Origin of the sequence: Pseudomonas sp. NPDC087817 (assembly GCF_044742875.1) — a bacterium.
Taxonomy (GTDB): Bacteria; Pseudomonadota; Gammaproteobacteria; order Pseudomonadales; family Pseudomonadaceae; genus Aquipseudomonas.
This window is the reverse complement of the sequence record NZ_JBIUVJ010000068.1, coordinates 1,325-26,883: the sequence shown is the minus strand read 5'-3', so window position 1 is coordinate 26,883 and position 25,559 is coordinate 1,325. Positions and strand designations below refer to the sequence as shown.

At 59.2% G+C, this 25,559-nt stretch carries 22 protein-coding genes; 7 read left to right on the top strand and 15 right to left on the bottom strand.

Annotation, left to right across the window (positions count from 1 at the left end):
• A partial coding sequence (gene nuoN / locus ACIONG_RS26130; protein ID WP_401303578.1) for an NADH-quinone oxidoreductase subunit NuoN occupies positions 1-1,088 on the top strand: 1,088 nt, incomplete at its 5' end.
• Positions 1,089-1,156: 68 nt separating this feature from the next.
• Here nuoN and ACIONG_RS26125 read toward each other — a convergent pair.
• The gene (locus ACIONG_RS26125) at positions 1,157-1,624 is read right to left on the bottom strand and encodes a GNAT family N-acetyltransferase (protein WP_401303576.1); all 468 of its coding nucleotides are present in this window, start codon (positions 1,622-1,624) and stop codon (positions 1,157-1,159) included.
• A 520-nt stretch (positions 1,625-2,144) separates the two neighbouring features.
• Here ACIONG_RS26125 and ACIONG_RS26120 point away from each other — a divergent pair.
• Positions 2,145-3,470: an OprD family porin gene (locus ACIONG_RS26120; RefSeq protein WP_401303574.1), complete on the top strand. Its 1,326-nt coding sequence runs from the start codon at positions 2,145-2,147 to the stop codon at positions 3,468-3,470.
• Between the two features lie 217 nt (positions 3,471-3,687).
• A complete protein-coding gene (locus ACIONG_RS26115; RefSeq protein WP_401303572.1) occupies positions 3,688-4,470 on the top strand; it encodes a hypothetical protein in 783 nt (260 codons plus the stop codon).
• Positions 4,471-4,537: 67 nt separating this feature from the next.
• Here ACIONG_RS26115 and ACIONG_RS26110 read toward each other — a convergent pair whose 3' ends face one another.
• From ACIONG_RS26110 to ACIONG_RS26085, 6 genes are all read right to left on the bottom strand, one after another.
• A complete protein-coding gene (locus ACIONG_RS26110) occupies positions 4,538-4,918 on the bottom strand; it encodes a DUF6124 family protein (protein ID WP_103306800.1) in 381 nt (126 codons plus the stop codon).
• Positions 4,919-5,287: 369 nt separating this feature from the next.
• Positions 5,288-5,620: a DUF2790 domain-containing protein gene (locus ACIONG_RS26105; RefSeq protein WP_401303570.1), complete on the bottom strand. Its 333-nt coding sequence runs from the start codon at positions 5,618-5,620 to the stop codon at positions 5,288-5,290.
• Between the two features lie 68 nt (positions 5,621-5,688).
• Positions 5,689-5,889 carry a co-regulatory protein PtrA N-terminal domain-containing protein gene (locus ACIONG_RS26100; protein WP_103306801.1) on the bottom strand — a complete coding sequence of 67 codons (201 nt, stop codon included), beginning with the start codon at positions 5,887-5,889 and terminating at the stop codon, positions 5,689-5,691.
• Positions 5,890-6,124: 235 nt separating this feature from the next.
• The gene (locus ACIONG_RS26095) at positions 6,125-9,271 is read right to left on the bottom strand and encodes a CusA/CzcA family heavy metal efflux RND transporter (RefSeq protein ID WP_401303568.1); all 3,147 of its coding nucleotides are present in this window, start codon (positions 9,269-9,271) and stop codon (positions 6,125-6,127) included.
• Positions 9,272-9,286: 15 nt separating this feature from the next.
• Positions 9,287-10,489: an efflux RND transporter periplasmic adaptor subunit gene (locus tag ACIONG_RS26090; protein WP_401303566.1), complete on the bottom strand. Its 1,203-nt coding sequence runs from the start codon at positions 10,487-10,489 to the stop codon at positions 9,287-9,289.
• Between the two features lie 49 nt (positions 10,490-10,538).
• Complete coding sequence (locus tag ACIONG_RS26085; RefSeq protein ID WP_401303564.1) at positions 10,539-11,786, bottom strand: TolC family protein; 1,248 nt, start codon at positions 11,784-11,786, stop codon at positions 10,539-10,541.
• A 411-nt stretch (positions 11,787-12,197) separates the two neighbouring features.
• Here ACIONG_RS26085 and ACIONG_RS26080 point away from each other — a divergent pair, with 411 nt between their 5' ends.
• The 3 genes from ACIONG_RS26080 (at position 12,198) to ACIONG_RS26070 (ending at position 14,881) form a co-directional block, all read left to right on the top strand.
• Positions 12,198-12,872 (top strand): heavy metal response regulator transcription factor, encoded by a 675-nt coding sequence (locus ACIONG_RS26080; protein WP_315446092.1) that lies wholly within the window; start codon positions 12,198-12,200, stop codon positions 12,870-12,872.
• Positions 12,869-14,302, top strand: coding sequence for a heavy metal sensor histidine kinase (locus ACIONG_RS26075; RefSeq protein WP_401303562.1), 1,434 nt, complete (start codon positions 12,869-12,871; stop codon positions 14,300-14,302). The genes ACIONG_RS26080 and ACIONG_RS26075 overlap by 4 nt, the downstream gene beginning before the upstream one ends.
• A 375-nt stretch (positions 14,303-14,677) precedes the next feature.
• Positions 14,678-14,881: a type II toxin-antitoxin system prevent-host-death family antitoxin gene (locus ACIONG_RS26070; protein WP_401303560.1), complete on the top strand. Its 204-nt coding sequence runs from the start codon at positions 14,678-14,680 to the stop codon at positions 14,879-14,881.
• A gap of 238 nt (positions 14,882-15,119) precedes the next feature.
• Here ACIONG_RS26070 and ACIONG_RS26065 read toward each other — a convergent pair whose 3' ends face one another.
• From ACIONG_RS26065 to ACIONG_RS26040, 6 genes are read right to left on the bottom strand one after another with little or no spacing between them, the layout of a single operon-like run.
• Positions 15,120-16,862, bottom strand: coding sequence for an ABC transporter substrate-binding protein (locus ACIONG_RS26065; RefSeq protein WP_103305296.1), 1,743 nt, complete (start codon positions 16,860-16,862; stop codon positions 15,120-15,122).
• A gap of 48 nt (positions 16,863-16,910) precedes the next feature.
• Entirely contained in the window at positions 16,911-17,183 is a 273-nt protein-coding gene (locus ACIONG_RS26060) for a DUF2160 domain-containing protein (RefSeq protein ID WP_103305295.1), read from the bottom strand.
• A 10-nt stretch (positions 17,184-17,193) separates the two neighbouring features.
• A complete protein-coding gene (locus tag ACIONG_RS26055) occupies positions 17,194-17,994 on the bottom strand; it encodes a carbohydrate ABC transporter permease (protein ID WP_003192012.1) in 801 nt (266 codons plus the stop codon).
• A 9-nt stretch (positions 17,995-18,003) separates the two neighbouring features.
• On the bottom strand, positions 18,004-18,870 hold the full coding sequence (locus ACIONG_RS26050; protein WP_007912484.1) for a carbohydrate ABC transporter permease: 867 nt from the start codon (positions 18,868-18,870) through the stop codon (positions 18,004-18,006).
• Positions 18,867-19,976 (bottom strand): ABC transporter ATP-binding protein, encoded by a 1,110-nt coding sequence (locus tag ACIONG_RS26045; RefSeq protein ID WP_007912482.1) that lies wholly within the window; start codon positions 19,974-19,976, stop codon positions 18,867-18,869. Before ACIONG_RS26045 ends, ACIONG_RS26050 begins: the two co-directional genes overlap by 4 nt.
• Positions 19,976-21,070, bottom strand: coding sequence for an ABC transporter ATP-binding protein (locus ACIONG_RS26040; RefSeq protein WP_095189648.1), 1,095 nt, complete (start codon positions 21,068-21,070; stop codon positions 19,976-19,978). Before ACIONG_RS26040 ends, ACIONG_RS26045 begins: the two co-directional genes overlap by 1 nt.
• A gap of 381 nt (positions 21,071-21,451) precedes the next feature.
• Here ACIONG_RS26040 and ACIONG_RS26035 point away from each other — a divergent pair, with 381 nt between their 5' ends.
• Entirely contained in the window at positions 21,452-23,290 is a 1,839-nt protein-coding gene (locus ACIONG_RS26035; protein WP_401303557.1) for a sigma-54-dependent Fis family transcriptional regulator, read from the top strand.
• A 189-nt stretch (positions 23,291-23,479) separates the two neighbouring features.
• Here ACIONG_RS26035 and ACIONG_RS26030 read toward each other — a convergent pair whose 3' ends face one another.
• Positions 23,480-24,697, bottom strand: a complete 1,218-nt coding sequence (locus ACIONG_RS26030) for an MFS transporter (protein ID WP_401303555.1) — start codon at positions 24,695-24,697, stop codon at positions 23,480-23,482.
• A 297-nt stretch (positions 24,698-24,994) separates the two neighbouring features.
• Positions 24,995-25,559: DALR domain-containing protein (locus tag ACIONG_RS26025; RefSeq protein WP_401303553.1), on the bottom strand; the 565-nt coding region annotated here is incomplete at its 5' end.

The window sequence follows — 25,559 nt, the reverse complement described above, 5'->3', positions numbered from 1 at the left end:
CGCAGCACCTGGCCGGTTTGTTCATCGGTCTGGAACTGCTGTCGGTGCCGGTTTACGGTCTGGTGGCTTACGCCTTCTTCAACAAGCGTTCGCTGGAAGCCGGCATCAAGTACATGGTGCTGTCGGCTGCCGGTTCGGCGTTCCTGTTGTTCGGTATGGCGCTGCTGTATGCAGACTCGGGTTCGCTGAGCTTCGTTGGCATTGGTCAGGCACTGGCTGCAACTGGCCTGCCTAGCTCGCTGGCGCAACTGGGCCTGGGCATGATGCTGATCGGTCTGGCGTTCAAGCTGTCGCTGGTACCGTTCCACCTGTGGACGCCGGACGTCTACGAAGGTGCTCCGGCACCGGTCGCCGCGTTCCTCGCCACTGCGTCGAAGGTGGCGGTGTTTGCGGTGATGGTGCGTCTGTTCCAGATCTCCCCTGCCGCGAGCAGTGGTGTACTGAGCGACGTGCTGACTGTCATCGCCATCGCCTCGATCCTGTTCGGTAACCTGCTGGCCCTGACCCAGAGCAACCTCAAGCGTCTGCTCGGTTACTCGTCCATCGCGCACTTCGGCTACCTGCTGATCGCACTGGTGGCGAGCAAGGGTCTGGCGGTGGAAGCCATCGGCGTCTACCTGGTCACCTACGTGATCACCAGCCTTGGCGCGTTCGGCGTGATCACTCTGATGTCCTCGCCGTACAACGGCCGTGACGCAGATGCCCTGTACGAGTATCGCGGCCTGTTCTGGCGCCGTCCGTACCTGACCGCCGTACTGACCGTGATGATGCTGTCCCTGGCCGGTATCCCGCTGACCGCAGGCTTCATCGGCAAGTTCTACATCATCGCTACTGGTGTCGAGTCGCACCAATGGTGGCTGGTCGGTTCGCTGGTACTGGGCAGCGCCATCGGCGTCTTCTACTACCTGCGCGTGATGGTCACCCTGTACCTGATCGAACCAAACCTGCGCCGCCACGATGCGCAACTGCACTGGGAACAGAAGGCAGGCGGCGTAATGCTGCTGGCCATCGCCCTGGTCGCGTTCTTCCTGGGCGTGTACCCGCAGCCATTGCTGACACTGGTTCAGCAGGCGGGTCTGGCGGGCTGATTGCTTGGCTGGCTAGAAATGAAAACGGCACCTTCGGGTGCCGTTTTTTTTGTGCGGTCTCTTGATCTTTATCGCAACGCTTTCACCATCGGCACACACGCCAGTTGCAGACCCGAAGGCGATTGATAAATCGCACTCCCCTCCCCGATGTAACCGCAGCGCCGGTAAAAATCGACAGCGTTCAACGTCGCGTCCAGACAGACCTCTGTCAGCCCCAGCGCCCTCGCCAGATCTTCAAGAAAGTGCAGAACCTGTTTGCCCAGTCCGCGCTGCATGAAATCCGGATGAATGAAGATTGCCCCGATTTCACGGTGCTCCATATCAAGCATTCCGGTTGCCACTGGCTCGTCCTCAACCCAGCCCAGATAGAAGTGCTTTTCCATGAGCGTGTCGTAACCGTCTTCAGCCGAGCCCTTGGTCCAGTCGTGCATTTGCTGCTCGGTGTAAGCACCGATGCATTGATGCCTGATCGCCAAGCGTCGTATGTCGAATGCGGTTTGGGCGTCATTCGCGGTGGCTCTTCTGATGTCGAACATTTCTCTCTCCATGAGCCATGTGCGGACGGGCAATGAAAAAGCCCCGTCCATTTCTGGCGGGGCTTCGGGTAACACGTGAAATGGAAAACACGTATGACCTTATGGCCCGCCGGAAGCGGTCATAGAGGAGCACATCATGTTCATTCGGTGTTGGGTATTCATTGGGCGATAGTGCTGTGGATTGTTCCGACGCGTCAATCGCGAAGTTTCCCCTAAACCCATGTGGGAGCGTGGCTTGCCCGCGATGACGCCGGCACATTCAGCATCATCATTGCCTGACCCAACGCTTTCGCGGGCAAGCCCGCTCCCACAGGTTTCAGTGGTGTTCATAAATCCAGGTACACCCGCATGGCTTGGCGTTACAGCCACATGACGAAATTGTAATTCCCTCATCACCTTGGCGTTATCCGCAGCTTGCAACGATGTCCCCCGGCGACCATGCCGACGAGCCCCATGCCCGTCGAACAATAAAACCCACGCCGAAGCACGTTCCCGTTCTGCCGAACCCAAGGAGTGTTTGATGGTTAACAATACAAAAATGTCGATGGCTGCTTTAGCGGTGGTGGTTGGCTCCGGGCCGTCCATGGTGTTTGCAGAAGAAAAAGCCGAAGGCTTTATCGAAGGCAGCAGCCTGACGGTGCTCAACCGTAATTTCTATTTCAATCGTGAGCACCGCAACGGCCAGTCCAGCCCGACCGGCAACGGTTACTCCGAAGCCTGGTCGCATGCGGTGATCAGCAAGTTCGAATCCGGCTTTACCCAAGGCACCGTCGGGGTCGGGGTCGATGCGTTTGCCATGATCGGTTTGAAACTCGACACCGGTGACGGGCGCAACGGTGGCCGTAGTTCATTTGATGTGCTGCCGGTCAACAGTGACGGCGAGGCGCGGGACGAATACACCAAGGTCGGTGGCGCGGCGAAAGTGCGGGCATTCGATACGGTGGTCAGGGTCGGTGATGTATTCCCGGCAAACCCGGTCGTGGCGGCGGGTGACTCTCGTTTGCTGCCAGAAAGCTTTCGCGGCGTGACAGCGACCAACACCAGCATCGAAGGTCTGTCGGTGCAGGGCGGTCGACTGCACGCGATGAGCCAACCGGTGTCCAGCGACACGCGCGAGAACTTCGCGACCTTCTATGCAGGCCCGGTCAATTCGCCGTGGATCGCTTACGGCGGCGGCGATTATGCGATTAACAAAAACCTCAGTTTCAGCCTCTACTCCAGTCGCCTCAAGGATGCCTGGAATCAGTACTACGCCGGCACCTCGTGGACGTATCCACTGTCTGACGACCTGTCGCTGTTCGGTGGCCTGAACTATTACAAGGCTGTCGATGAGGGCAAACAACTGCTCGGCGAGTTCGACAACAACATCTGGAGCGGCCGTGCCGGCGTGAAGTTCGGCGCCCACTCCGTCGCCCTCTCCCACCAGCGCAACAATAGTAATGACGACTTCGATTACCTGCGCCAGTCCGACTCGATCTTCCTCGACAACTCCATCCAGTACAGCGACTTCAACTCACCGAAAGAACGTTCGTGGATGGTGCGTTATGACCTCGACATGACGACCTACGGCGTGCCCGGCCTGTCGTTCATGACCCGTTACGCGCGCGGCACCGATGCCGATTATTCCAACGCCAACGCGGTGTACATGCGCCGTGATGCCGAAGGTAACCCGCTGACCGATCAGAAGCGTTGGGAGCGCGACATCGAAGTCAAATACGTGGTGCAGAGTGGTTCGATGAAAGACCTGTCATTACGCTTGCGCCAGGCCACAACCCGCGCCACGGCGTTTGAGTCCGATCTGGATGAAGTTCGGGTGATTGTCGAATACCCATTGGCGATTCTCTGAGTTCACGAGCACAACACATTCACCTTTAGAAGCTCCTTGCTCCTTTGGTAAGAGGTGAATCTTTTGGCGTCCTTCGGGGCGCCTTTTTTATGCCCGGTGTTTAACAGACAGAGTGGCGAGAGCGCTTGTGACCCCAAGAACTATCAGGTAAAGAGTGGCGTTCCGACGTTCCCTACACCTGAATCGGAGTCAGGTGGATCAATTCCAAGGATCAATTGTGCTTGACCTCATTTACCGCGCTTCATGGGGCGTTGTACTGCTGCTGATTTTCCTCAGCGAAGCAATAACGCTGTTTGCCGCCGGGTTCCGGCTCGATCAGATGGAACGCCACTTCATCGAGTCTGACTTTGTCGGCACTGAACGAAAAAGACTGGGCAATGGCCCGTTGGGGCGAATGAAGAGAGTCAGGCAGATTCGCACACTCACCGGCCGAATCACTCACCCCCTTATGCTGGAGCGCCACGCGGTCATGGAGGCCGAGCGCTTACCGGCGCATCTGAAAAAGTGGCTGGCGATGCCACGATGCCTTCTGCGAATGGCTCTGATGGGGGCCTGTCTACTGTTGCTTTGGCTCGGTTTCGAGCGGTTATGTACGACGCTTTTCACACCGGCGAGCGACGCCAAGCTGCTGTACGCGGCAGTCTTGATCGCCTGTGTACTGATGGCAGCTGTGGCGCTGCTCGTGCGGACGTACGTCAGCTTTTTCAAACTGACTGAGATCGAGTCTTTTCTGAAAGAGTCCTACTTCGTCGAACGAAACAAGCGGGTGCTGGGTGACAGTGTTTATGGCCGCTCCTGCCGCCTGTACCACATCTCGAACATTCTGTTCCTGGACTATGGCTATCTGCAGGCCAGTGATCCCGATGCCATTCCCGAGATTGACCGTTTCCCGTTGCCTCTGCGGCAGTGGGTCAATATTCCGGCCCGGATGTTTGGCTACTCTGTTCCGGGTTTTGTCGCGGTTTACTGCACGGCGTGGATCTTCGCAGTGTTCGCCTGACGATCAGTCTTTCAGTAAAACGCGGCCTGGATAGCGCCGCGTTTTTTCACCCCTCTCGGCAGATTGATCAGCCAGCAGGCTCGACGTTATCCAAAGCCCTGTTCACCGCCAGTTCACCGAGCATCACAACTTGGGCGATGCCCAGAATCGTCTTGCGATGCGTGCCTTCCAGCAGCGCGGCGAAGTCGCCGAGCATGACGGAGGCCGAGGCCAGGGATTCGCAGGCGTTGGCCAGCAGGGATTCGGTGTCGGCTTTGGGATTGGCCAGGAACATCTGGTTGGGGGTGTAGGGCGTGGCCATGATGGCGGCGCTGGGTTTGAGGTAAAAGTCGAGGGCGCGGTCGGCGGCTTTGTGGAGTTTTCGAATGTCGGCGGAGACGTAGGGGGATGTTGTATCGGCGTCCGCTGGAACGGTTGTTTCCGGCGGATTCGGCGTTGGCTTTTTCATGTTGTTTCTCCTTCTGAACGATGAAGCTGATCCATTCGGTTCCACGCGAAGGGGTGGCAGCTGTACGCAGGTTGGAACCCGGGGAACGGAGAAACCCGGCAGACTCGAAAGTCTCCCGCGCACAGCCGCCATAACAGGCTGCACACCGTGAAGGTGCGCAAGCATACGTCATGAATGACGCTTTGGCGCTGACACGTTCTCCGGGGTTCCAATCCCGATCGCTGATTAGGCAGCGACATCCACACACTAGAGAGCCGACGTCCGACGGACAACCTGAAAACATTGTGGGAAGGTTCTGCGATTGACCTACACCATTAAACATCCCGAAGCGAAATACAGATCGTGATATTGCAATACCCCCGGTGTCGGCTATCCACCGCTGTTCCGGCAAACACCCGCCACGCTGTATTTGAGGGTGTTGAGCTGCCCTTGCGAATCTTCATAGGTCATGGCGGTGGGGACGACCGAGCAGGCAGGCTGCGGCTTCACCACGCTGACGATTTTCACCACGTCCAGCTTCATCCCGTACGCGTAATCCCTCACCACAGGCGGCGCTTTGCCCTGGTTGGCGGCGTATTGCGCCATGGCTATGGCATTGGCGCTGAATGCGCGCTCGAACGCGCGGTCACCACCGCCCTCGGCCAGCACATTAATGGACATCGCCATCACCCCAGCGAACACCATCCACTTGATCAATTTCATGTTCAATTCCTCCATAAAAAAGCCCGGCATCGATGCGCGATGACAGGCTTGTTCCAGCATGGCTGCGTTTACAGGTCTTGAGTCTTGTCGTCTTTCTTGTCATTGACGACGACCGGATCGCGGGCCTGTTCGCGGGCAACGTACAGCTCTACGGAGCGGTCGTTGGCGGTCATCATTTTTTCGAAAGTGCGGTCGCCGCCACCTTCGGCCATGGCCAGGGAAGACAACGCCAAAGCTGCGGTAAAGGCACTGATCTGAGCGAATTTCATCTTTGATTCCTCGTTTAAGTAGCTGACGGGATCAAGGTAACAATCCGAACCTATCGTGACGGTGGCGGGGAAATTACATATCCGTTATCTGGCCTTACCCCACCACTGAGCAGCCTGCGCAATACCTGTGGCGAGGGGATTTATCCCCGATGGACTGCGCAGCAGGCCTGCTTTTTTGGGGCCGCTGCGCGCCCCATCGGGGATAAATCCCCTCGCCACAGGGTTGTGTTCACAATCAGGTGGGCATTGAGTCCTCATCCCGGCGATGGGCGAGTTGGTACAGCGCCGGCAAGATCAGCAGCGTGAGAATGGTCGAAGACAGAATTCCGCCAATTACCACCGTCGCCAATGGCCGTTGCACTTCTGCACCGGTGCCGGTCGCGAGCGCCATCGGAATGAACCCCAGAGAAGCCACCAGCGCCGTCATCAAGACCGGCCTCAGGCGTGTCAGCGCACCGAGGTTGATCGCATCCGCAAGCGACCGCCCCTCCTCGCGCAGATTGCGGATAAACGCAATCATCACCAAGCCGTTAAGCACCGCCACCCCGGACAGCGCGATGAACCCCACGCCGGCAGAAATAGACAACGGAATATCCCGCAACCACAGCGCCATCACCCCGCCGGTCAACGCAAACGGAATCCCGGTAAACACCAGCAAGCCATCCTTCAGATTGTTGAACATCATGAACAACAACCCGAACACCAGCAGTAATGCCACCGGCACCACGATCTGCAAGCGCTTGGCCGCCGATTGCAGTTGCTCGAACTGCCCGCCCCAACTGGTCCAGTAACCGGCCGGCACCTGCACATCACGCTCGATCACTGCGCCCGCCTCGCTGACAAACGAACCAATATCACGCCCCCGCACGTTGGCGCTGACGATCACCAGGCGCTTGCCGTTTTCCCGGCTGACCTGGTTCGGCCCCAGCACCAGGTCGAGGCTGGCGACGTCTTGCAGTGCGATGAAGCCGATCTGATTGGCCGTGCCATTTACCGCCGGCACCGGAATCAGCAGCGCCGACAGCCCTTCGATGTCCTTGCGCATGGCATCCGACAAACGCACGACCATGTCGAAGCGTCGGTCGCCCTCATACAACGTGCCGGCCTGACGCCCGCCCACCGCGACGGCAATGGTGTCCTGCACATCGCCGACATTCAGCCCATAACGGGCGGCCTTGTCACGATCAATGTTGATGGTCAGCACCGGCAACCCGGTGGTTTGCTCGACCTTGACCTCGGAGGCGCCGTTGACCTTCTGCATCGCCGCCGCAATCTTCGCCGCCGTGGCGTTGAGCACGTCCATGTCATCACCAAACACCTTCACTGCCACGTCGCTGCGCACGCCGGAGATCAGTTCGTTGAAGCGCAACTGAATCGGCTGCGACAGTTCATAGTTGCTGCCCGGCAACGTCGCCGCCGCTTGTTGCAGTTCGGCCATCAGGGTGTCGCGGGACTTGCCCGGGTCCGGCCACTGCTCTTTCGGCTTTAGCATCACGTAGCTGTCGGAGATGTTCGGCGGCATCGGATCGGAGGCGATTTCCGCGGTGCCGGTGCGGGCGAATACGCGTTCGACTTCTGGAATCTTGGCCAGAATCAAGGTTTCCAGGCGCTGCTGCATGTCCACCGATTGCGTCAGACTGGTGCCCGGCACGCGCAAGGCTTGCAGGGCGAAATCGCCTTCACTGAGGCTCGGCACAAACTCGCTGCCCATGCGGCTGGTCATCACGCCGCTGAGCACAATCACGCCCAACGCCGCACCCACCGCAACGGCACGATGACTCATCACCCAAGCCAATGCCGGCGCATAGACGCGACGCGCGCCGCGCATGACTGCGCCCTCTTCTTCCTTGACCTTGCCAGTGACGAACAGCGCAATCGCCGCTGGAACAAAAGTCACCGACAACAGCATCGCGCCCAGCAACGCAATCACCACAGTGAACGCCATCGGGTGGAACATTTTTCCTTCGACGCCGCTGAGCGCGAAGATCGGCAGGTACACGACCATGATGATCAACTGGCCGAAAATCAGCGGTCGCCGCGCCTCTTTCGCCGCCGCAAATACTTCCTTGAAACGCTCGGCGCGGCTCAGCAAACGCCCATGGTGCTGCTGCGCGTGAGCGAGTCGGCGCAGGGTGTTTTCGACAATCACCACCGCGCCGTCGACGATGATGCCGAAGTCCAGCGCGCCGAGGCTCATCAGGTTGGCGCTGACCTTGTTGCTGAACATCCCGGTGAAGGTGAACAGCATCGACAGCGGAATCACCATCGCGGTAATCAGCGCCGCACGAATGTTGCCGAGGAACAGGAACAGAATCGCGATCACCAGAATCGCGCCTTCGATGAGGTTCTTTTTCACCGTGGCGATGGCTTTATCGACCAAGTGCGTGCGGTCGTAAACCGGCACGGCGATCACACCTTGCGGCAAGGATTTGTTGATCTGTTCAAGCTTGCTGGCAACCGCTTGCGATACCGTGCGGCTGTTCTCGCCGATCAGCATGAACACCGTGCCGAGCACCACTTCACGACCATTTTCGGTGGCCGCGCCGCTGCGCAGTTCGCGGCCGATTTGCACGGTGGCGACGTTCTTGATGCGGATCGGCGTGCCGTCGACATTGGCCATGACGATGTTGGCGATGTCCTCGGTGCTCGCCACTTGCCCCGGCGCACGAATCAGCAACTGCTCGCCGCTGCGCTCGATGTAACCGGCGCCGACGTTGGCGTTGTTCCGCTCAAGCGCGGTGACCAGATCGGTGAGGGTCAGCTTGTACGCGGCCAGGCGTTTCGGGTCCGGGGCAATCTGATATTCCTTGGCGAAGCCGCCGATGGTGTTGATCTCGGCCACGCCCGGGACGTTGCGCAATTGCGGCTTGATGATCCAGTCCTGAATCACCCGCAGATCGGTTGGCGTGTACGGCGTGCCGTCGTCCTTCAGCGCGCCTTCCTTGGCTTCAACCGTCCACAGGAAAATCTCGCCGAGGCCGGTGGATATCGGCCCCATGACCGCTTCTGCACCTTCGGGCAATTGCTCCTTGGCGATTTGCAAACGCTCGTTGACCAATTGGCGGGCAAAGAACAGGTCGGTGCCGTCCTTGAAGATCACCGTGACCTGCGACAGCCCCGAGCGCGACAGCGAACGGGTCTGCTCCAGCGCCGGCAAACCGGCCATGGCGGTTTCAATCGGGAAGGTGATGCGCTGCTCGGTTTCCAGCGGCGAGAACCCGGCTGCGCCTGTGTTGATCTGCACCTGGACATTGGTGATGTCGGGTACGGCGTCGATCGGCAGTTTTTGATAACTGGCGATGCCGAGACCGGCCATGAGCAGAACGGCGAGCAGCACGATGATGCGCTGCTCGATGGCAAACTGGATCAGGCGTTCGAACATGAGGACCTTCCAGGATTAATGACTGTGCTCGGCTGAGGCTTTGCCCAGTTCCGATTTGAGGACGAAGCTGCCGGCGCTGGCGACTTGTGCGCCCGCGTCCAGGCCTTGGGTGATTTCCACAAAACCATCGGCGCGGCTGCCCAGCTCCACGGCTCGCGTCTCGAAGCCGTCGTCGGTACGCACGAACACCGAGGGTTTGTCCTCGACCGTCTGGATCGCAGTTTCCGGCACGGCGACTTTAGCTTCGCGGCTGTCGGTAGCGACCAGCGCGGTGACGAACAGGCCCGGTCGCCAAGAACCCTGCGGATTTTCCAGCGTCACGCGAACCGTTGCGGTACGGGTCTGCTCGCCGAGCAGACTGCCGACGTAAGCCACACTGCCGACCACTTCGGCATTCAGCTCCGCAGCGCTGACCGTGACTTTTTTGCCCACCTGGACCTTGTTCAGATCCTTCGGTGATACGCCGAACGTCACCCACACCCGCGACAAATCCGAGAGGGTGAACGCTGCCGTAGACTCATCGACCACTTCCCCCGGCGTCAGGTGCTTTTCCACCACGACACCGTCGAACGGCGCACGCAATTCGTAGCGGTTGCCACCGGTGGCGACGACGCTGCCACTGAGCACGCTGATTTTTTGCCGGGCATTGCTCACGGCAATTTCCGCCTCTTGCAAGGCTTGGCGCGCCTGGAGGAAATCCTGCTCGGCGGAAATCTTGTCCTGCCAGAGTTTTTTCTCACGCTCATAGGTGGTGCGCGCCAACGCCAGACGCCGTTGTGCGGCGGCTTGCTCGCTGCGCTGATCGGAGATCTGCTGGCTGGCGATTACTGCCAGCAACTGGCCCTTTTTCACCGACTGGCCGAGGTTGACTGCCACCGACTCGACCACGCCCGGCACACGCGGCACCACGTGGGCGGTACGGTCTTCGTCGAAGCGCACTTCGCCGGGAAACGGCAGGCCGAGGCTGATGGTCTGCGCCCGCGCTTCGACCAGTTGAATGCCGGCGGCGGTGATCTGTTCGGCGCTCAATTCGATGTGGCCTTCTTCGCCATGTTCGCCCTCGGCAGCGGCGCCCTCCTCGGCGTGATCCGCGTGATCGGTATGTTCCGCAGCCTCATCGGCGTGCGCATCGATAGCGCCATTGCCCGCCCACATCGAGCCGATGCCGATGCCCAATGCCAGTGTCGCCGCAGCGACCCCAATCAGTTTTTTATCCATGGAAACTCCTCTGCGCCGTGACTTCGCGCAGTGATCTGAAAAATGAAATTCAAGGGCGGACGCTGAGGTCGCCGAAGATCCGTTCAATGCGCACGCGGGCGTCGGTCGCCTCGCTGACGGCCTGGATGTATTGGCTGCGCGCAGCGATCAGGGTGCGCTGGGCGTCGAGCACATCAAGGAAGCCGAACTTGCCCATTTCGAAGCCGCGTGTGGCGGTTTCAACCGCACTCTGCGCGGCGGGCAGGATGGTCTGGTTGAACGCTGTGACTTCGCCGTTGGCGGTCTGCCATTGCGCAAGGCTGGTCTGGATTTCCGTGCGCAAACGCAGTTCGGTGGCGTTGCGCAGATCCCGCGCCTGATCGGTGCGCCGCGCCGCCGCTAGGACGTTGCCCTGATTGCGATTGAACAGCGGAATCGGCATCGACAGCCCGACCACGTTGACCCGCTCGCGCTCGGTTTCGCTGTACTGGCTGCCGATGCTCACGGTCAGGTCGGGAATGCGCCGGGATTTTTCCAGCCCCAGCGACGCTTCGCGCTGATCGATCTGCAGCGTGGCCAGACGCAGCTCGGCGGTCTCGTTCAAACGCTCAAGCAAACGGTTCGGCGGCGGCACATTGGCGAGGTTTTGCGGGGCGGCTTGCACCGTGGTCGAGGTCGGCAACGGCGCCCCCATGACCTGCGCCAATTGTTGATAGGCATTGGCCTGATCGCGTTCGGCGCGGCTCAATTCCAGGCGCACTTCGGAGAGCTGCACCTGCGCCCTTGTACCTTCGACCGGCGATGATTTACCGGCCTCGATCCGCCCTTGCGCAACGCGCAAGCCATGCTCGGCCAGTTGCAGTGACTGGCGCGACAACTGCAAGCGTTGCTGCGCGGTCTGGGCGCCGTTGAACGCCTGAATGACATCGGCGCGCAACGTGTTGCGCTTGCGTTCAAGCTCGATTCCGGCGGCATCCTGCGCACGGCTGGCGACGTCAATGCGCGCGCCGCGTTTGCCACCCAGTTCGATCGGCTGGCTGAGCTTCACTGTGGTGGTGCGCGAATCGCGGCGGGTGTCCTCGGCCTCCCACGAGACTTCAGGGTTGGGGATCAGGCCAGCCTGTTTGCGGTCGCCCTCGGCGATGCCGATTTCCCATTGGGCAGCGGCCAGATCGGGGTTGCCGGCGAATGCGGTTTGCAGGGCCTGCTCCAGAGTCAGCGTCGATGCGACCGCAAGGTTTGCAGTGGCCAGCAACAGAATGCCGCTGGCTATTTTTTTCAGGCGTGATCGCGCCATCAGTTCTGTTAAACCGGGCAATGGAAGACTTCCTTTAATCAAGAATCTTTGATGCCGCCACGGTAGGGTTTTGAACTTATCGACAAGGTGACTGGAAGATTACAAATCCGTTATCCACGGTTGCAGGAAGTTGTTTTGCTCTAGCATGCGGAGTGCGCAACGCAACTATGCAATACATGGAAACAAATACGCCGAAGTTATCTGCCCAACAGCACTTGCCTGAACCCAATACATAGCTATTTGCACCTTCCTGCTGCGACAGGCTGTCGCAGATGGCCGAATTAAAGGGGTCAAACGTTGACCCTGTAGCCACTACAGCGTTTACCGTGCACGTCACTCAGTTATTTACTGCACCCGGAAGCCCCTACAAAAACAACAACTTTCCCGGCCACCCTTAATTAAATATCCATTAAATAAAAGTGGTGATAGATCATGCGAATCCTTGTGATCGAGGACGAGCTTAAAGCTGCCGAATACTTGCATCAGGGTTTAACCGAAAGTGGCTATATCGTTGACCACGCGGCCACCGGCGCCGATGGTTTGCACCTGGCGCAACAACAGGTTTATGACCTGATCATTCTCGACGTCAATCTGCCGGAACTCGACGGCTGGGGCGTGCTGGAGCAACTGCGCCGCACGCATTCGACGCGGGTGATGATGCTCACCGCGCGCGGGCGTCTGGCCGACAAAATTCGCGGGCTGGATCTGGGCGCCGACGATTATCTGGTCAAGCCGTTCGAATTCCCCGAGTTGCTGGCGCGGGTGCGCACATTGATGCGGCGCAGCGAAAACATTCCGGTGCCGCAAGTGCTGAAAGTCGCCGATCTGGAACTCGACCCGGGCCGTCATCGCGCGTTTCGCGGCGCGCAGCGCATCGACCTGACCACCAAGGAATTCGCCCTGCTGCATCTACTGATGCGCCAGTCCGGCGAAGTGCTGACCCGCACGCAGATCATCTCGCTGGTATGGGACATGAATTTCGACTGCGACACCAACGTGGTCGAGGTGTCGATCCGCCGATTGCGGGCGAAGATCGATGACCCGTTCGAGCACAAATTAATCCACACCCTGCGCGGTGTCGGCTACGTGCTGGAGGCGCGGGAATGAAGCCGGCCAGCCTGTCGATGCGCCTGGGTTTGACGGTGAGTATTCTCGGCGCGCTGTTGGTGGTGTTTCTGGCGATCCTTGCCTACTTCGCGCTGACCCATGAGCTCAATGCGCTTTCCAGAGACAGCTTGGAAAAGAAGGTGGAGCAAGTCGAACACAGCCTGTCGCTGTACGCCGATGCTGGTGAGATTCGCTCGAAACCGCATATCTTGCTCGATCAGGTGATGGGCCATGACAACCTCACGTTGACCATTTACGACCGCGCAAATCTGCGTACGCCGCTGCTGAAATCCGGCTCGGGACTGGCCGATCCACGGATTGAATTAAAAGCGGTTCGGGCGACCACCGAGCAGTTGAGCTACAGCGATAGCACTGATGCTGAAGGCGCAAAGTTTCTGACGGTGTCAAAGTTGATCCGCCTCAAGGATGGCAGCAGCGTACCGGTGTTGCTCTCGATGGATAACGCTCACGATCAGGCCTTGCTCAGTGCCTACCTGCGCTCGACGCTGATGGCCTTGCCGTTGCTGCTGATCTTCATTGGCCTGACGGCCTGGGGCGCAGTGCAGCGCGGGCTGGCGCCGATGCGTGAGTTTCGCAAGGTCGCGGCGATGGTCTCGACCCAGGACCTGGACCATCGGCTGTCGGTGGTGAACATGCCGCAGGAGTTGAGCGAACTGGCCCAAGGCATCAACTTCATGCTGCATCGGCTGGATGCCGGGGTGCAGCAGTTGTCGCAGTTCTCCGATGACCTGGCGCATGAACTGCGCACGCCGATCAACAACCTGATGGGCAAGGCGCAGGTGACCTTGTCCCGCGAGCGCACCACCGAGGAATACAAGGACGTGCTGGTGTCCTGCACCGAGGAACTGGAGCGCGTGGCGCGGATTGTCTCGGACATGCTGTTTCTCGCGCAGGTCAGTCATCCGTCGGCGCTGGCGCCGTTTGAGTCGGTGGCGCTGGAGGATGAAGCGGCGAAGGTCGCGGAGATGTTTTCGTTGTCGGCACAGGACAAGCAGATTCACTTGAACGTTGTTGGTAGCGCATCGGTGTTGGGCGATCGGCTGATGATTCAGCGGGCGATTTCCAATCTGTTGTCCAACGCGCTGCGTCATTGCTCGAACGGTAAAACCATCACCTTGCTGATCGAACAAGGCGCGACGCAGGCTTCGCTGCTGGTGAGCAATCCCGGCGCCGGCATCGAGGCGCAACACCTGCCGCACCTGTTCGACCGCTTCTACCGCGTCGACAGCGCCCGCTCGCGCTCGCAAGGCAGCACCGGGCTGGGGCTGGCGATCGTGCGCTCGATCATGAGCCTGCACCAGGGGGTGGCGGAGGTGAAAAGCTTGCCGGGGGCGATGACCGTGTTCCGGCTTGGGTTTCCTGCGGTGACGCCAACGGACTCATCGCTTGCAGGCAAGCTCCCACAGTGATCTGCGGTGTGCCAAGGTTTTGTGAACACCACTGCAACCTGTAGGAGCCAGCCTGCTGGCGATGGTGATGGCGATGGCGGTGGGTCAGCCGATATCATTGTTGAATGTCAGACCGAATCGCTGGCAAGCCAGCTACCACAGAGATCTGCGGCCGCCCGGAGTTTGTGAGCATCGCAGAAAACTGTGGGAGCCTGGCTTGCCAGCGATGGCGGCGGGTCAGTCGATATTTTTGTACGATTTTTTACCGATTGCTCCCGTCCCCACACAAACGCCGAAAGCTCCCGCTCTAACATCCGTTTCGTCCTACAGCCAGCCTTGAGTCGGTCGTTCTATGGTGAATGTCTTTGCAGATAGAAGAACGGTGCGGGGAAAACTATGAGCAGAGACTTGTTTTGTGAGTTGGTTGCAGGAATCGAGACTCTGGCAGTCCAAGGTAGTGCGCAGCGCCTTCTCGCTCACACTCGAAAAACCGGCACACCACGAATTGGCGCGATGAAAGGCAAGTTGGTACTGCCTGAAGGTTTCGATTCGCCATTGCCTGACACCACGCTTGATACCTTTGAAGAAATTCAAGCATGAAACTGGCATTGAGCGATGTCTTGTAGGAGCTGCCGCAGGCTGCGATCTTTTGCCTTGGCCTTTGAAGATCAGGATCAAAAGATCGCAGCCTGCGGCAGCTCCTACAGGGATCGGGGTGTTTTTGAGTTTTGTGAACACCGCTGAAACCTGTAGGAGTGAGCCTGCTCGCGATAGCGGTAAATCGGCCGGCAAAAAAAACGGCACCTCACGGTGCCGTTTGCCTTTCACATTTCAGCGTTTACTTACGCGCATCCGCCCACGATTTCAGCAGTTCGTTGTAGCTCACCGTCTCACCCTTCGGCTTCTCATTCGCCAGTTTCGGTTTCGGTGCGCCCGGTTGATCAAACCAGTACTGAGCATCCCGTTCCGGGTTCATCTTCGGCGCACAAGTGGCCTGAGCCTTGGAGCGTTCCAGACGCGTCATGATCGCGTCCTGATCCTTGGCCAAGCCATCCAGCGCCTGTTGCGGGGTTTTCTCGCCGCTGGCCGCTTCGGCGATGTGGCTCCACCACAGTTGCGCCAGACGCGGATAGTCCGGCACGTTGGTCCCGGTCGGGGTCCATTGCACGCGGGCCGGGCTGCGGTAGAACTCGACCAGACCACCGAGTTTCGGTGCCAGATCGGTCATCGCCTGCGAGTTGATGTCCGACTCGCGGATCGGCGTCAGGCCGACGATGGTTTTCTTCAGCGATACGGTTTTCGAGGTGACGAACTGCGCGTACAGCCACGCCGCAAGCTTCTGTTTCTCAGGCGTGGATTTCATGAACGTCCACGAACCCACGTCCTGATAGCCGAGCTTCATGCCCTCTTCCCAATACGGCCCGCGCGGCGACGGCGCCATCCGCCACTTCGGCGTGCCGTCGGCATTGACCACCGGCAAGCCCGGTTTCGTCATATCGGCGGTGAACGCGGTGTACCAGAAGATCTGTTGGGCGATGTTGCCTTGCGACGGCACCGGCCCGGACTCGGAGAAGGTCATTCCCGCCGCTTCCGGCGGCGCGTAGGCCTTGAGCCAGTCGACATATTTCTGCGTGGCGAACACCGCCGCCGGGCCGTTGGTGTCACCACCGCGGGTCACGCTGGAGCCGACGGGGTGGCAGTCCTCGACGCGAATCCCCCACTCGTCCACCGGTAAACCGTTGGGCAAGCCCTTATCGCCGCCACCGGCCATGGAGAACCAAGCATCGGTGAAGCGCCAGCCCAGCGACGGGTCTTTCTTGCCGTAGTCCATGTGGCCGTAAACGCGTTTGCCGTCGATTTCCTTGACGTCTTCGCTGAAGAATTTGGCGATGTCTTCATAGGCCGACCAGTTCACCGGCACGCCCAATTCGTAGCCGTACTTTTCCTTGAACTTGGCTTTCAGGTCGGCACGCTCGAACCAGTCGGCGCGGAACCAGTAGAGGTTGGCGAATTGCTGGTCGGGCAGTTGATAGATCTTGCCGTCCGGCGCGGTGGTGAACGAGATCCCGATGAAGTCCTTGATATCGAGGGTCGGCGAGGTGAAGTTCTTGCCTTCGTTGGCCATCAGGTCGGTGATCGATTCGGTCTTGCCGTAGCGAAAGTGCGTACCGATCAGGTCCGAGTCGTTGACCCAGCCGTCATAGATATTCTTGTCGGACTGCATCACCGTCTGCATTTTTTCCACCACGTCGCCTTCTTGCAGCAGGTCGTGGGTGAGCTTGATCCCGGTGATTTCGGTGAAGGCCTTGGCCAGCACTTTCGACTCGTATTCGTGTGTGGTCAGGGTCTCGGAAACGACCTTGATTTCCATCCCGCGAAACGGCTCGGCGGCCTTGATGAACCACTTCAATTCTTCGAGTTGCTGATCGGCCGTCAGGGTCGACGGTTTGAATTCACTGCCGATCCATTTTTTCGCCGCGTCTTCGTAGGCATCGGCCCACGCGGCGGCGCTCAAACCGCTGAGTGCCAGCATGGCTGCCAATGAAATGCTATGTCGCAGCTTATTGTTTTTGTCGAACATAGAGACCTCCTGTTTAGGATTTCGGAGCACGGTTGCCGATCGATTCGACTAGCCCCAACGCATCACAGCCAACAGCCACACCAGGGACAACGCGGACGCCACCCAGATGCTCCAGTCGGTGGCGCCGATGACCAGCAAATGCAGGTAGGCGCTGCCGAGAAGACCGATAAACAAGCGATCGCCACGGGTGGTGGCAATCGGCAGAAAACCTCGCCGCAGGATGCTCGGCGAACGCAATTCCCACGTGGTCATGCCCACCAGCAGCAGACCAATGGCGATGAAGAACCCCGCTGTCGGGGTGGTCCAGCTCATCCATTCCATCATCAGTTCCTCAGACTCGACCGAGGGCAAAGCCCTTGGCCACGTGGTTGCGCACAAACCAGATCACCAGCATGCCCGGCAGGATGGTCAACACCCCCGCTGCCGCCAGCACGCCCCAGTCGATCCCCGACGCCGACACCGTACGGGTCATCACCGCAGCAATCGGTTTGGCGTTGACCGAGGTCAACGTGCGCGCGAGCAACAGTTCGACCCAGGAAAACATGAAGCAGAAAAACGCCGTCACACCGATGCCGGAACCGATCAGCGGGATGAAAATCTTCACGAAGAACTTGGGGAAACTGTAGCCATCAATGTAGGCAGTTTCGTCAATTTCCTTCGGCACCCCGGACATGAAACCTTCGAGAATCCACACCGCCAACGGCACGTTGAACAGGCAGTGCGCCAGCGCAACGGCGATGTGCGTGTCGAACAAACCAATCGACGAATACAACTGGAAAAACGGCAGCAGAAACACCGCCGGTGGCGCCATGCGGTTGGTCAGCAGCCAGAAGAACAAATGCTTGTCGCCGAGAAAACGATAGCGGGAAAACGCATAGGCTGCCGGCAGCGCCACGCTCAGCGAGATCACCGTGTTCAGACTCACGTAATACAGCGAGTTGAGATAACCGGTGTACCAGCTCGGATCGGTGAAGATCACCTTGTAGTTCGCCAGCGTGAAATCCTGCGGAAACAGGGTCAGGCCGCCGAGGATTTCGGTGTTGCTCTTGAAGGACATGTTCAGCAGCCAGTAGATCGGCACCAGCAGGAACAGGATGTACACCAGCAACGGAATAAGCTTTCTTTTGCTCATGGCCGGGCCTCAGCGGTTGGCGTCGGAGTGCGTCATGGCGGTGTAGAACAGCCAGGACACCAACAGGATGATCAGGAAGTACACCAGCGAAAACGCCGCTGCCGGACCGAGGTCGAATTGCCCTACAGCCATCTGGGTCAACGTCTGACTCAAGAAGGTCGTGGCATTGCCCGGCCCGCCGCCGGTGAGCACGAAAGGCTCGGTGTAGATCATGAAACTGTCCATGAAGCGCAGCATCACCGCGATCAGCAGCACGCTTTTGAGCTTCGGCAACTGAATATGGCGAAACACCGCCCACGCCGAAGCGCGGTCAATCCGCGCGGCCTGGTAATACACGTCGGGAATCGCGCGTAAGCCAGAGAAGCACAGCAACGCTACCAACGAAGTCCAGTGCCAGACGTCCATCACCAGCACCGTGACCCAGGCGTCCATGGTGTTGGCCGCGTAGTTGTAGCTGATGCCCATGGCGTTGAGGCTCGACCCGAGCAGACCGATGTCGGCTCGACCGAAAATCTGCCAGATCGTACCGACCACGTTCCACGGGATCAGCAGCGGAATCGCCAGAATGATCAGCACCACCGAGGACCAGCGGCCCTTGGTCGGCATGGTCAGGGCGACGGCAATCCCTAGCGGGATTTCGATCAGCAACACGCACGCCGAGTAGATGAACTGACGCAGCAGCGAGTCGTGCAGACGCGGGTCGAGCAGCACCTGCTTGTACCAGTCGGCACCGACGAAGTAGCGGCTGGACTGGTCGAAGATGTCCTGCACCGAATAGTTGACCACGGTCATCATCGGGATCACTGCACTGAACGCCACCAGCAGGAACACCGGCAATACCAGCCACCAGGCCTTGTTGTTTTGCACCTTGTTCATGGCTGCACCTCATCATCGGCTTCAAGCAGAAACTCATCGGCATAAACCATCAGCCACTGCGCCGGAAAACTGATGTACGCGGTGCCCTGGGGCACCGGTTTGTCTTCGGCCAGACGCACTTTCAGCGGCGCGCCGTCGAGGTCGAGAGTCATGATCTTGTAGGTGCCAAGGTCTTCGACGTGTACGACCCTGGCCTGCATCGCGTCGTCAAATGGCTCGTCCCACACGTGAATGAACTCGGGGCGGATGCCGACCTTCAGATTTTTCCACTGGCCGTGTTCGATATGTCGCTGCATGGCGTCGGACAACGGCAGGTGCGTCGAGGCAAAACCGACGCCGCCGGGCTGTGGCTGCACCTCGATCAGATTCATCCCGGGGCTGCCAATGAAATAGCCGACAAAGGTGTGGCTCGGCCGCTCGAAGAGTTCGCGTGGCGTGCCGAACTGGACGATCTGGCCGCCATACATCACCGCGATCTTGTCGGCGAAAGTCGAAGCCTCCAGTTGATCGTGGGTGACGTAGACCATGGTGATGTTGAATTGCTCGTGGATCTGCTTGAGCTTGCGCCGCAGTTTCCACTTCAGGTGCGGGTCGATCACCGTCAGCGGCTCGTCAAAGAGGATCGCCGAGACGTCGTCACGCACCAGGCCACGGCCCATGGAGACTTTCTGTTTCTCGTCGGCGGTGAGGTTGCGGGCCTTTTTGCTCAGCAGGTTTTGCAGATCGAGGACCTCGGCAATTTCCTGCACCTTGCTGTGTACTTTCGCCTCGGCCATGCCCTGATTGCGCAGGGGGAAAGCGAGGTTATCGAACACGGTCATGGTGTCGTAGACCACCGGAAACTGGAAAACCTGGGCGATGTTGCGCTTCTCCGGCGTCAGGTCGTTGACCGCTTTGCCGTCGAACAACACGTGGCCCTGCGAGGGGCTGAGCAGGCCGGAAATGATGTTGAGCAAGGTCGACTTGCCGCAGCCCGACGGGCCGAGCAAGGCATAGGCGCCGCCCTGCTCCCAGACGTGGTCCATCTCGCGGATCGCGTAATCCTCCGCGCCGCTCGGGGTCTTGCTGTAGCTGTGGGCGAGGTGCTGCAAACGGATTTCGGCCATCAGGCAACCCTCGCGACGCGCCGGCCCGGTGCTTGCACCAGACGGCCCTGCGCATCGAAAACGAACAGTTTGTGGGTCGGGATGTAAATGCGGATCGGCGCATCGACGTCGTATTCGTGAACACCGGGCAGGTGCAGCACCAGCAGGAAATGCTCGTTGCGCACGTGCAGGAAAGTTTCCGATCCGCTGATCTCGGCGACTTCAACGGTCACCGCCAATTCCAGATCGTCATCGTTGCTCGGCACCAGCGAGATGTGGCTCGGGCGTACGCCAAAACGGAACTCGCCCTCGCCCACCGGACGCAGGTCGACGTTCAGCGGGAAGTGGACGAAGTTGGCAAAACTGACTTCGTTGCCGGCGATGCGACCGGGCATCAGATTGATCGGCGGTTCGGAGAACAACTCGGCGGCCAGCACGGTTTGCGGCTGGTGGTAAACCGAAGTCGACGGGCCGCTCTGGATCACCCGGCCTTCATGAAGAATGGTCGTGGTGCCGCCCAGCGCCAACGCTTCGTTGGGCTCGGTGGTGGCGTAGATGGCGATGGTATGGCGCAGCTTGAACAGCTCGCGCATTTCCTGGCGCAGTTCTTCGCGCAGTTTGTAGTCGAGGTTGACCAGCGGCTCGTCGAACAGGATCAGTTCGGCATCTTTGACCAGCGCCCGGGCCATGGCCGTGCGTTGCTGCTGTCCCCCGGAAAGCTCCAGCGGATAGCGCTGCAGAAACTTCTCGATGCGCAGCATCTTCGCGGTTTCCTGCACCTTGCTGTGGATGATCTCTTTCGACACACCGGCCTGCCGCAGTGGCGAGGCGATGTTCTCGAACACGGTCATGGTCGGGTAATTGATGAACTGCTGATAGACCATCGACACGTTGCGCAAACGCACCGGCCGCTGGGTGACGTCGACGCCGTTCATCAGGATGCGGCCGCTGTCGGGTTTGTCCAGACCGGCCATCAAACGCATCAGGCTGGTTTTGCCGGACAGGGTGCGGCCGAGCAAAACGTTGAAGGAACCGGGTTCGAATTTCAGGCATGCATCGTCGATCCAGGTCTGGCCTTCGACGGTACGGCAGACGTGCTCCAGGGTGAGTGACATGGCTCGGCCTTTTTATTATTGGAGTCAAGCGACCTGTGCACTGGAGCGACTTTCGTGCCAGAAATGGCAAGCTGTTGATTTGTCGTAAAAATCGCTGAAAGCGCAGGGAAACGGCGTTCAATGCTGAACACATTTGAACAGTCGGGCGATTGACAATGAACAATAGTGAACAACACTCTATGAACGCTTTTTGCCCGATTTAGTGAACGCCATAGATCCCTGTAGGAGTGAGCCTGCTCGCGATAACGGTGTGTCAGTCGATGCAAATCCGTCTGATAGACCGCTATCGCGAGCAGGCTCACTCCTACAATTGATCTGTGCCGGTTTCGAAGATTGGGTTCATAACAACAATAAAAATCGCTGCATCAGAGGCCCATTGCCATGGCCGCACCTGCCCCGCCGCTGTCCCACGACGCCCTCGTCCAGAGTTCCTGGCAACGTTGCCGCGCGTTCGGCCTCGACCACCAAAGCACTCCGGCCTTTGATCAACTGCCCGCCGCCGGCATCGCGCACCTGCTCGATAGCCATCACTCGCTGGTGCAGACCACCCACCAGGAAGTCCTGCCCTACTACGAAAACATCCTGAGCAATTCCAACTGCCTGATCATGCTCGCCGACAATCAGGGCCAGGTGTTGACCTCATGGGGCACACAACGCTTTATCGAGCCGAGTCTGGCCCGGGGTTTTCAGCCGGGGGCGAGCTGGATCGAACGCGCCAGCGGTACCAATGCCATCGGCACTGCGCTGGCCTGTGAGCAGGCGGTACACATTGAACACGATGAGCATTTCCTCAAGGCCAACCGCTTCATGACCGGCTCCGCCGCGCCGATTTTCGACGCCGAGCGCAAGGTGATTGCGGTGCTTGATGTGTCCAGCGACAGCTATCTGCCGCCCTCGCACACTTTGGGCATGGTCAAGATGATGAGCCAGACCGTAGAAAACCGGCTGATCCTCAACCTGTTCCATGGCCAACATTTTCAACTGACCTTCAACACCGGGTTGAACAACCTCGACAGTCAGTGGGCCGGATTACTGATCTTTGATGAGAGCGGCCAGGTGCTGTCGGCGAATCGGCGGGCGGACAATTTGCTCGGTGTGCGCTTGTCGCGGGTCAGCGTCGAGAGTCTGTTCAAGGTGTCGTTGCTGGAGTTGATCAATCAGCCGGACGGTTTGCCGTTTGCCTTGCAGACCTCCGGTCGTAACCGCTTTCAGTGTCTGTTGAAGCGGCCGAAACAGGCGCAGATTCAAGCGCGAGTATTTGTTACTGAGGCCAAACCCGCCGCGCCAACGGCGATCAGCCTCAATACCCTGCACTTTGGCGACAGCCGCGTGGAAAAAGCCGTGCGCCAGGCTGAGCGCTTACTGGAGAAAGACATTCCCCTGTTGATTCACGGCGAAACCGGGGTCGGCAAGGAAGTGTTCGTCAAAGCCCTGCATCAGGCCAGCTCACGGAGCAAACAGGCACTTATCGCCGTCAATTGCGCGGCGATCCCCGCTGAACTGGTGGAGTCTGAGCTATTTGGCTACGAGAAAGGCGCGTTCACCGGCGCCAACCAGAAAGGCAGCATCGGCCTGATTCGCAAGGCTGACAAAGGCACGCTGTTCCTCGATGAAATCGGCGACATGCCATTGCCGACCCAGGCGCGATTGTTGCGGGTGTTGCAGGAACGTTGCGTGCAACCGGTGGGCAGCAGCGAATTGTTCGCGGTGGATTTGCGGATTATCTCGGCGACCAACCGCTCTTTGAGGGAACAGGTGCAATTGGGGCGGTTTCGTGAGGATCTTTATTACCGCATTGGCGGACTGACTCTGGAACTGCCGCCGCTTAGGGAGCGCAGTGATAAAGAAGCGTTGTTTAAACGACTGTGGGAACAGCATCGTGAACCGACGCAATGGGCAGGGTTGAGCCGTGAAGTGCTGGAGCTGTTTGGCCGTCATCCGTGGCCTGGGAATCTGCGCCAAGTCAGCAGCGTGATGCAAGTGGCGCTGGCCATGGCCGAGGAACAACCAGTGCGGCCGGAGCATTTGCCGGATGACTTTTTTGTTGATCTGGAGATGGAGCCGGTTGAGAGCGCACAGCCGTTGGGGGTTGATCTGAATGATGTGGAGGCGTTGAACCGGGAGTTGAAGGCTTCCGGGGGAAATATTTCCCATCTGGCCAGAAGGCTGGGCGTTAGTCGAAACACGCTTTATAAGCGGCTGCGGCAGATTGAGGGTTGAGTGAATCCCGATCCCTCATCGGAACGCCGCCAGCCCAGCCCTCTCCCGGAGGTAGAGGGAGCCGACCGAGATGTCTGGCGTTATACATCGACCTGAAAAAACGGGTTGATTATGGATTCGGCACACATCGTTCAGGTCAGCGTATCTCGTGAATATCCCCCAATCAGTCCCCTCTCCTGGGGGAGAGGGCTAGGGTGAGGGCGAAAAGGCCGGCTCAACACGCGCAGTGGAAACAGCCGCCAAGGTGCGAAGTCCCACCAGAACAACCACCATCATCATCAACCCCGCGCCAATCGCCACGCCGAACCCCGCCCGTGCACCAAATGCATCAATCACCACCCCCGCCAGCATGCCCCCAAGCGCCACGCCGATGCTGATGCCCGTGGTCATCCAAGTCAGTCCTTCAGTGATCCTCGACGGCGGGATGATGATCGTCCCCAGTTTCATCACCACAACCATGGTGGGCGCAAACGAGATGCCGGCGATAAACAGCATCGCGGAAAGGACATAAACGTCCGGTGAGAAAACCGGCAACACCCCAGTGACTGCCGTGACCAAAATCCCGATAAAAAACTGTTTTTCAATCGCCAGCGAAACCCGCAACGCACCGAACGTCAGGCCCGCCACCAGCGAGCCGAAGGCATAGGCTGCAAGGATGAAAGTGGCGGACGCTGGCCAGCCTTGTGCATTGGCGAACGCCACGACAGCAACATCGATTGAACCGCCAATAGCGCCCATCGCCAACAGCGCGAGGACAATCGTGCGAACACCGGGAATCAGCAGGGTTGAGCCGGTATTGCTGACATGGCCCACGACCACTTTAGGTTCAGTCTGGCGTTGCAAAAGGAACGCCGTCACCCCGACAGCCAGCAGCGCCACCGCCACCAGCGGTCCGGCTTCGGCGAAAAAGCTCACGCTCAAGCCGATCGCCAGTGGCGGGCCGATGATGTAGGCGAGTTCGGTCAGGACCGTATCCAGAGAGAACGCCGTGTGCAGTTGCGGCTTGCCCCGGAATAACTGCGACCAGCGTGCCCTGATCATGGACGGCATGCTCGGCATTGTTCCTGCCAGGGCAGCCAGCACAAAAAACAATGCGGCGGGCGCCCTCAAGTGAACGGCGAAGATCAGCGCCAGCAACATGACGATGCTGAATGCCGTCACCACGGGGAGCACTCGACTCTGACCACGTTGATCAACCAGTTTCGAGATACGTGGGCCAAGCAATGCGTTGGCCAGGGTGAACGTACCGGCGACTGCCCCGGCCAGCCAGTAAACACCTGTCTGCTCCACCAACATGGTGATGATGCCAATGCCGATCATTGCCTGCGGCAAGCGGGCGATGGAGCTCGCGAGCACTAACCCCGTGGCACCAGGGGTTGTCAGCAGTTCGCGATAGTGATTAGCCATGATTCCTCCCTCTATTCGTCGCTGAGCAGCATCCCGCTGCCGCGTCAGACATCAAGACCTAGGCGAACGTCAAAAGCAACCTCGGCTATGCGGCAGAAAAACAAAAACCCGCGCAGGGCGGGTTTTGTTTTGATCGTTCCCACGCTCCGCGTGGGCATGCAGCCCGGGACGCTCTGCGTCCCTGCAAAGCCGAACGCGGAGCGTCCGAAGAGGCATTCCCACGCAGAGCGTGGGAACGATCAACAGCCAAACAAAAACCCGCACAAGGCGGGTTTTGTTTTAAAGCAGATCAGACGATCAGTCAGCCAGACGCCAGGTAGTCCCACCCTTGCCATCTTCCAGCACCACACCCATGGCGGTGAGCTGGTCGCGGATGCGGTCGGATTCGGCCCAGTCCTTGCCGGCACGTGCTGCCAGACGCGCAGCAATCAGCGCATCAACCTCAGCCGCATCGACACGCCCTTCAGCGCCCGCTTGCAGGAAGTCATCGGCTTCGAGCTGCAACACACCCAACACGCTCGCCAACTCTTTCAGACGTGCCGCCAAACCGGCCGCCGCATCGAGATCGCTCTCACGCAGACGGTTGATCTCACGCACCATCTCAAACAGCACGGCGCAGGCTTCCGGCGTGCCGAAGTCGTCGTTCATCACCGTGGTGAAACGCTCGACGAACGCTTCGCCACCAGCCGGCGCCACAGTCGGCAGGCCTTTCAACGCGTGGTAGAAACGCTCGAGTGCGCCTTTGGCGTCCTTGAGGTTGTCTTCCGAGTAGTTGATCGCGCTGCGGTAGTGGCTCGACACCAGCAGGTAACGCACGACTTCCGGGTGGTACTTGTCGAGCACGTCGCGAATGGTGAAGAAG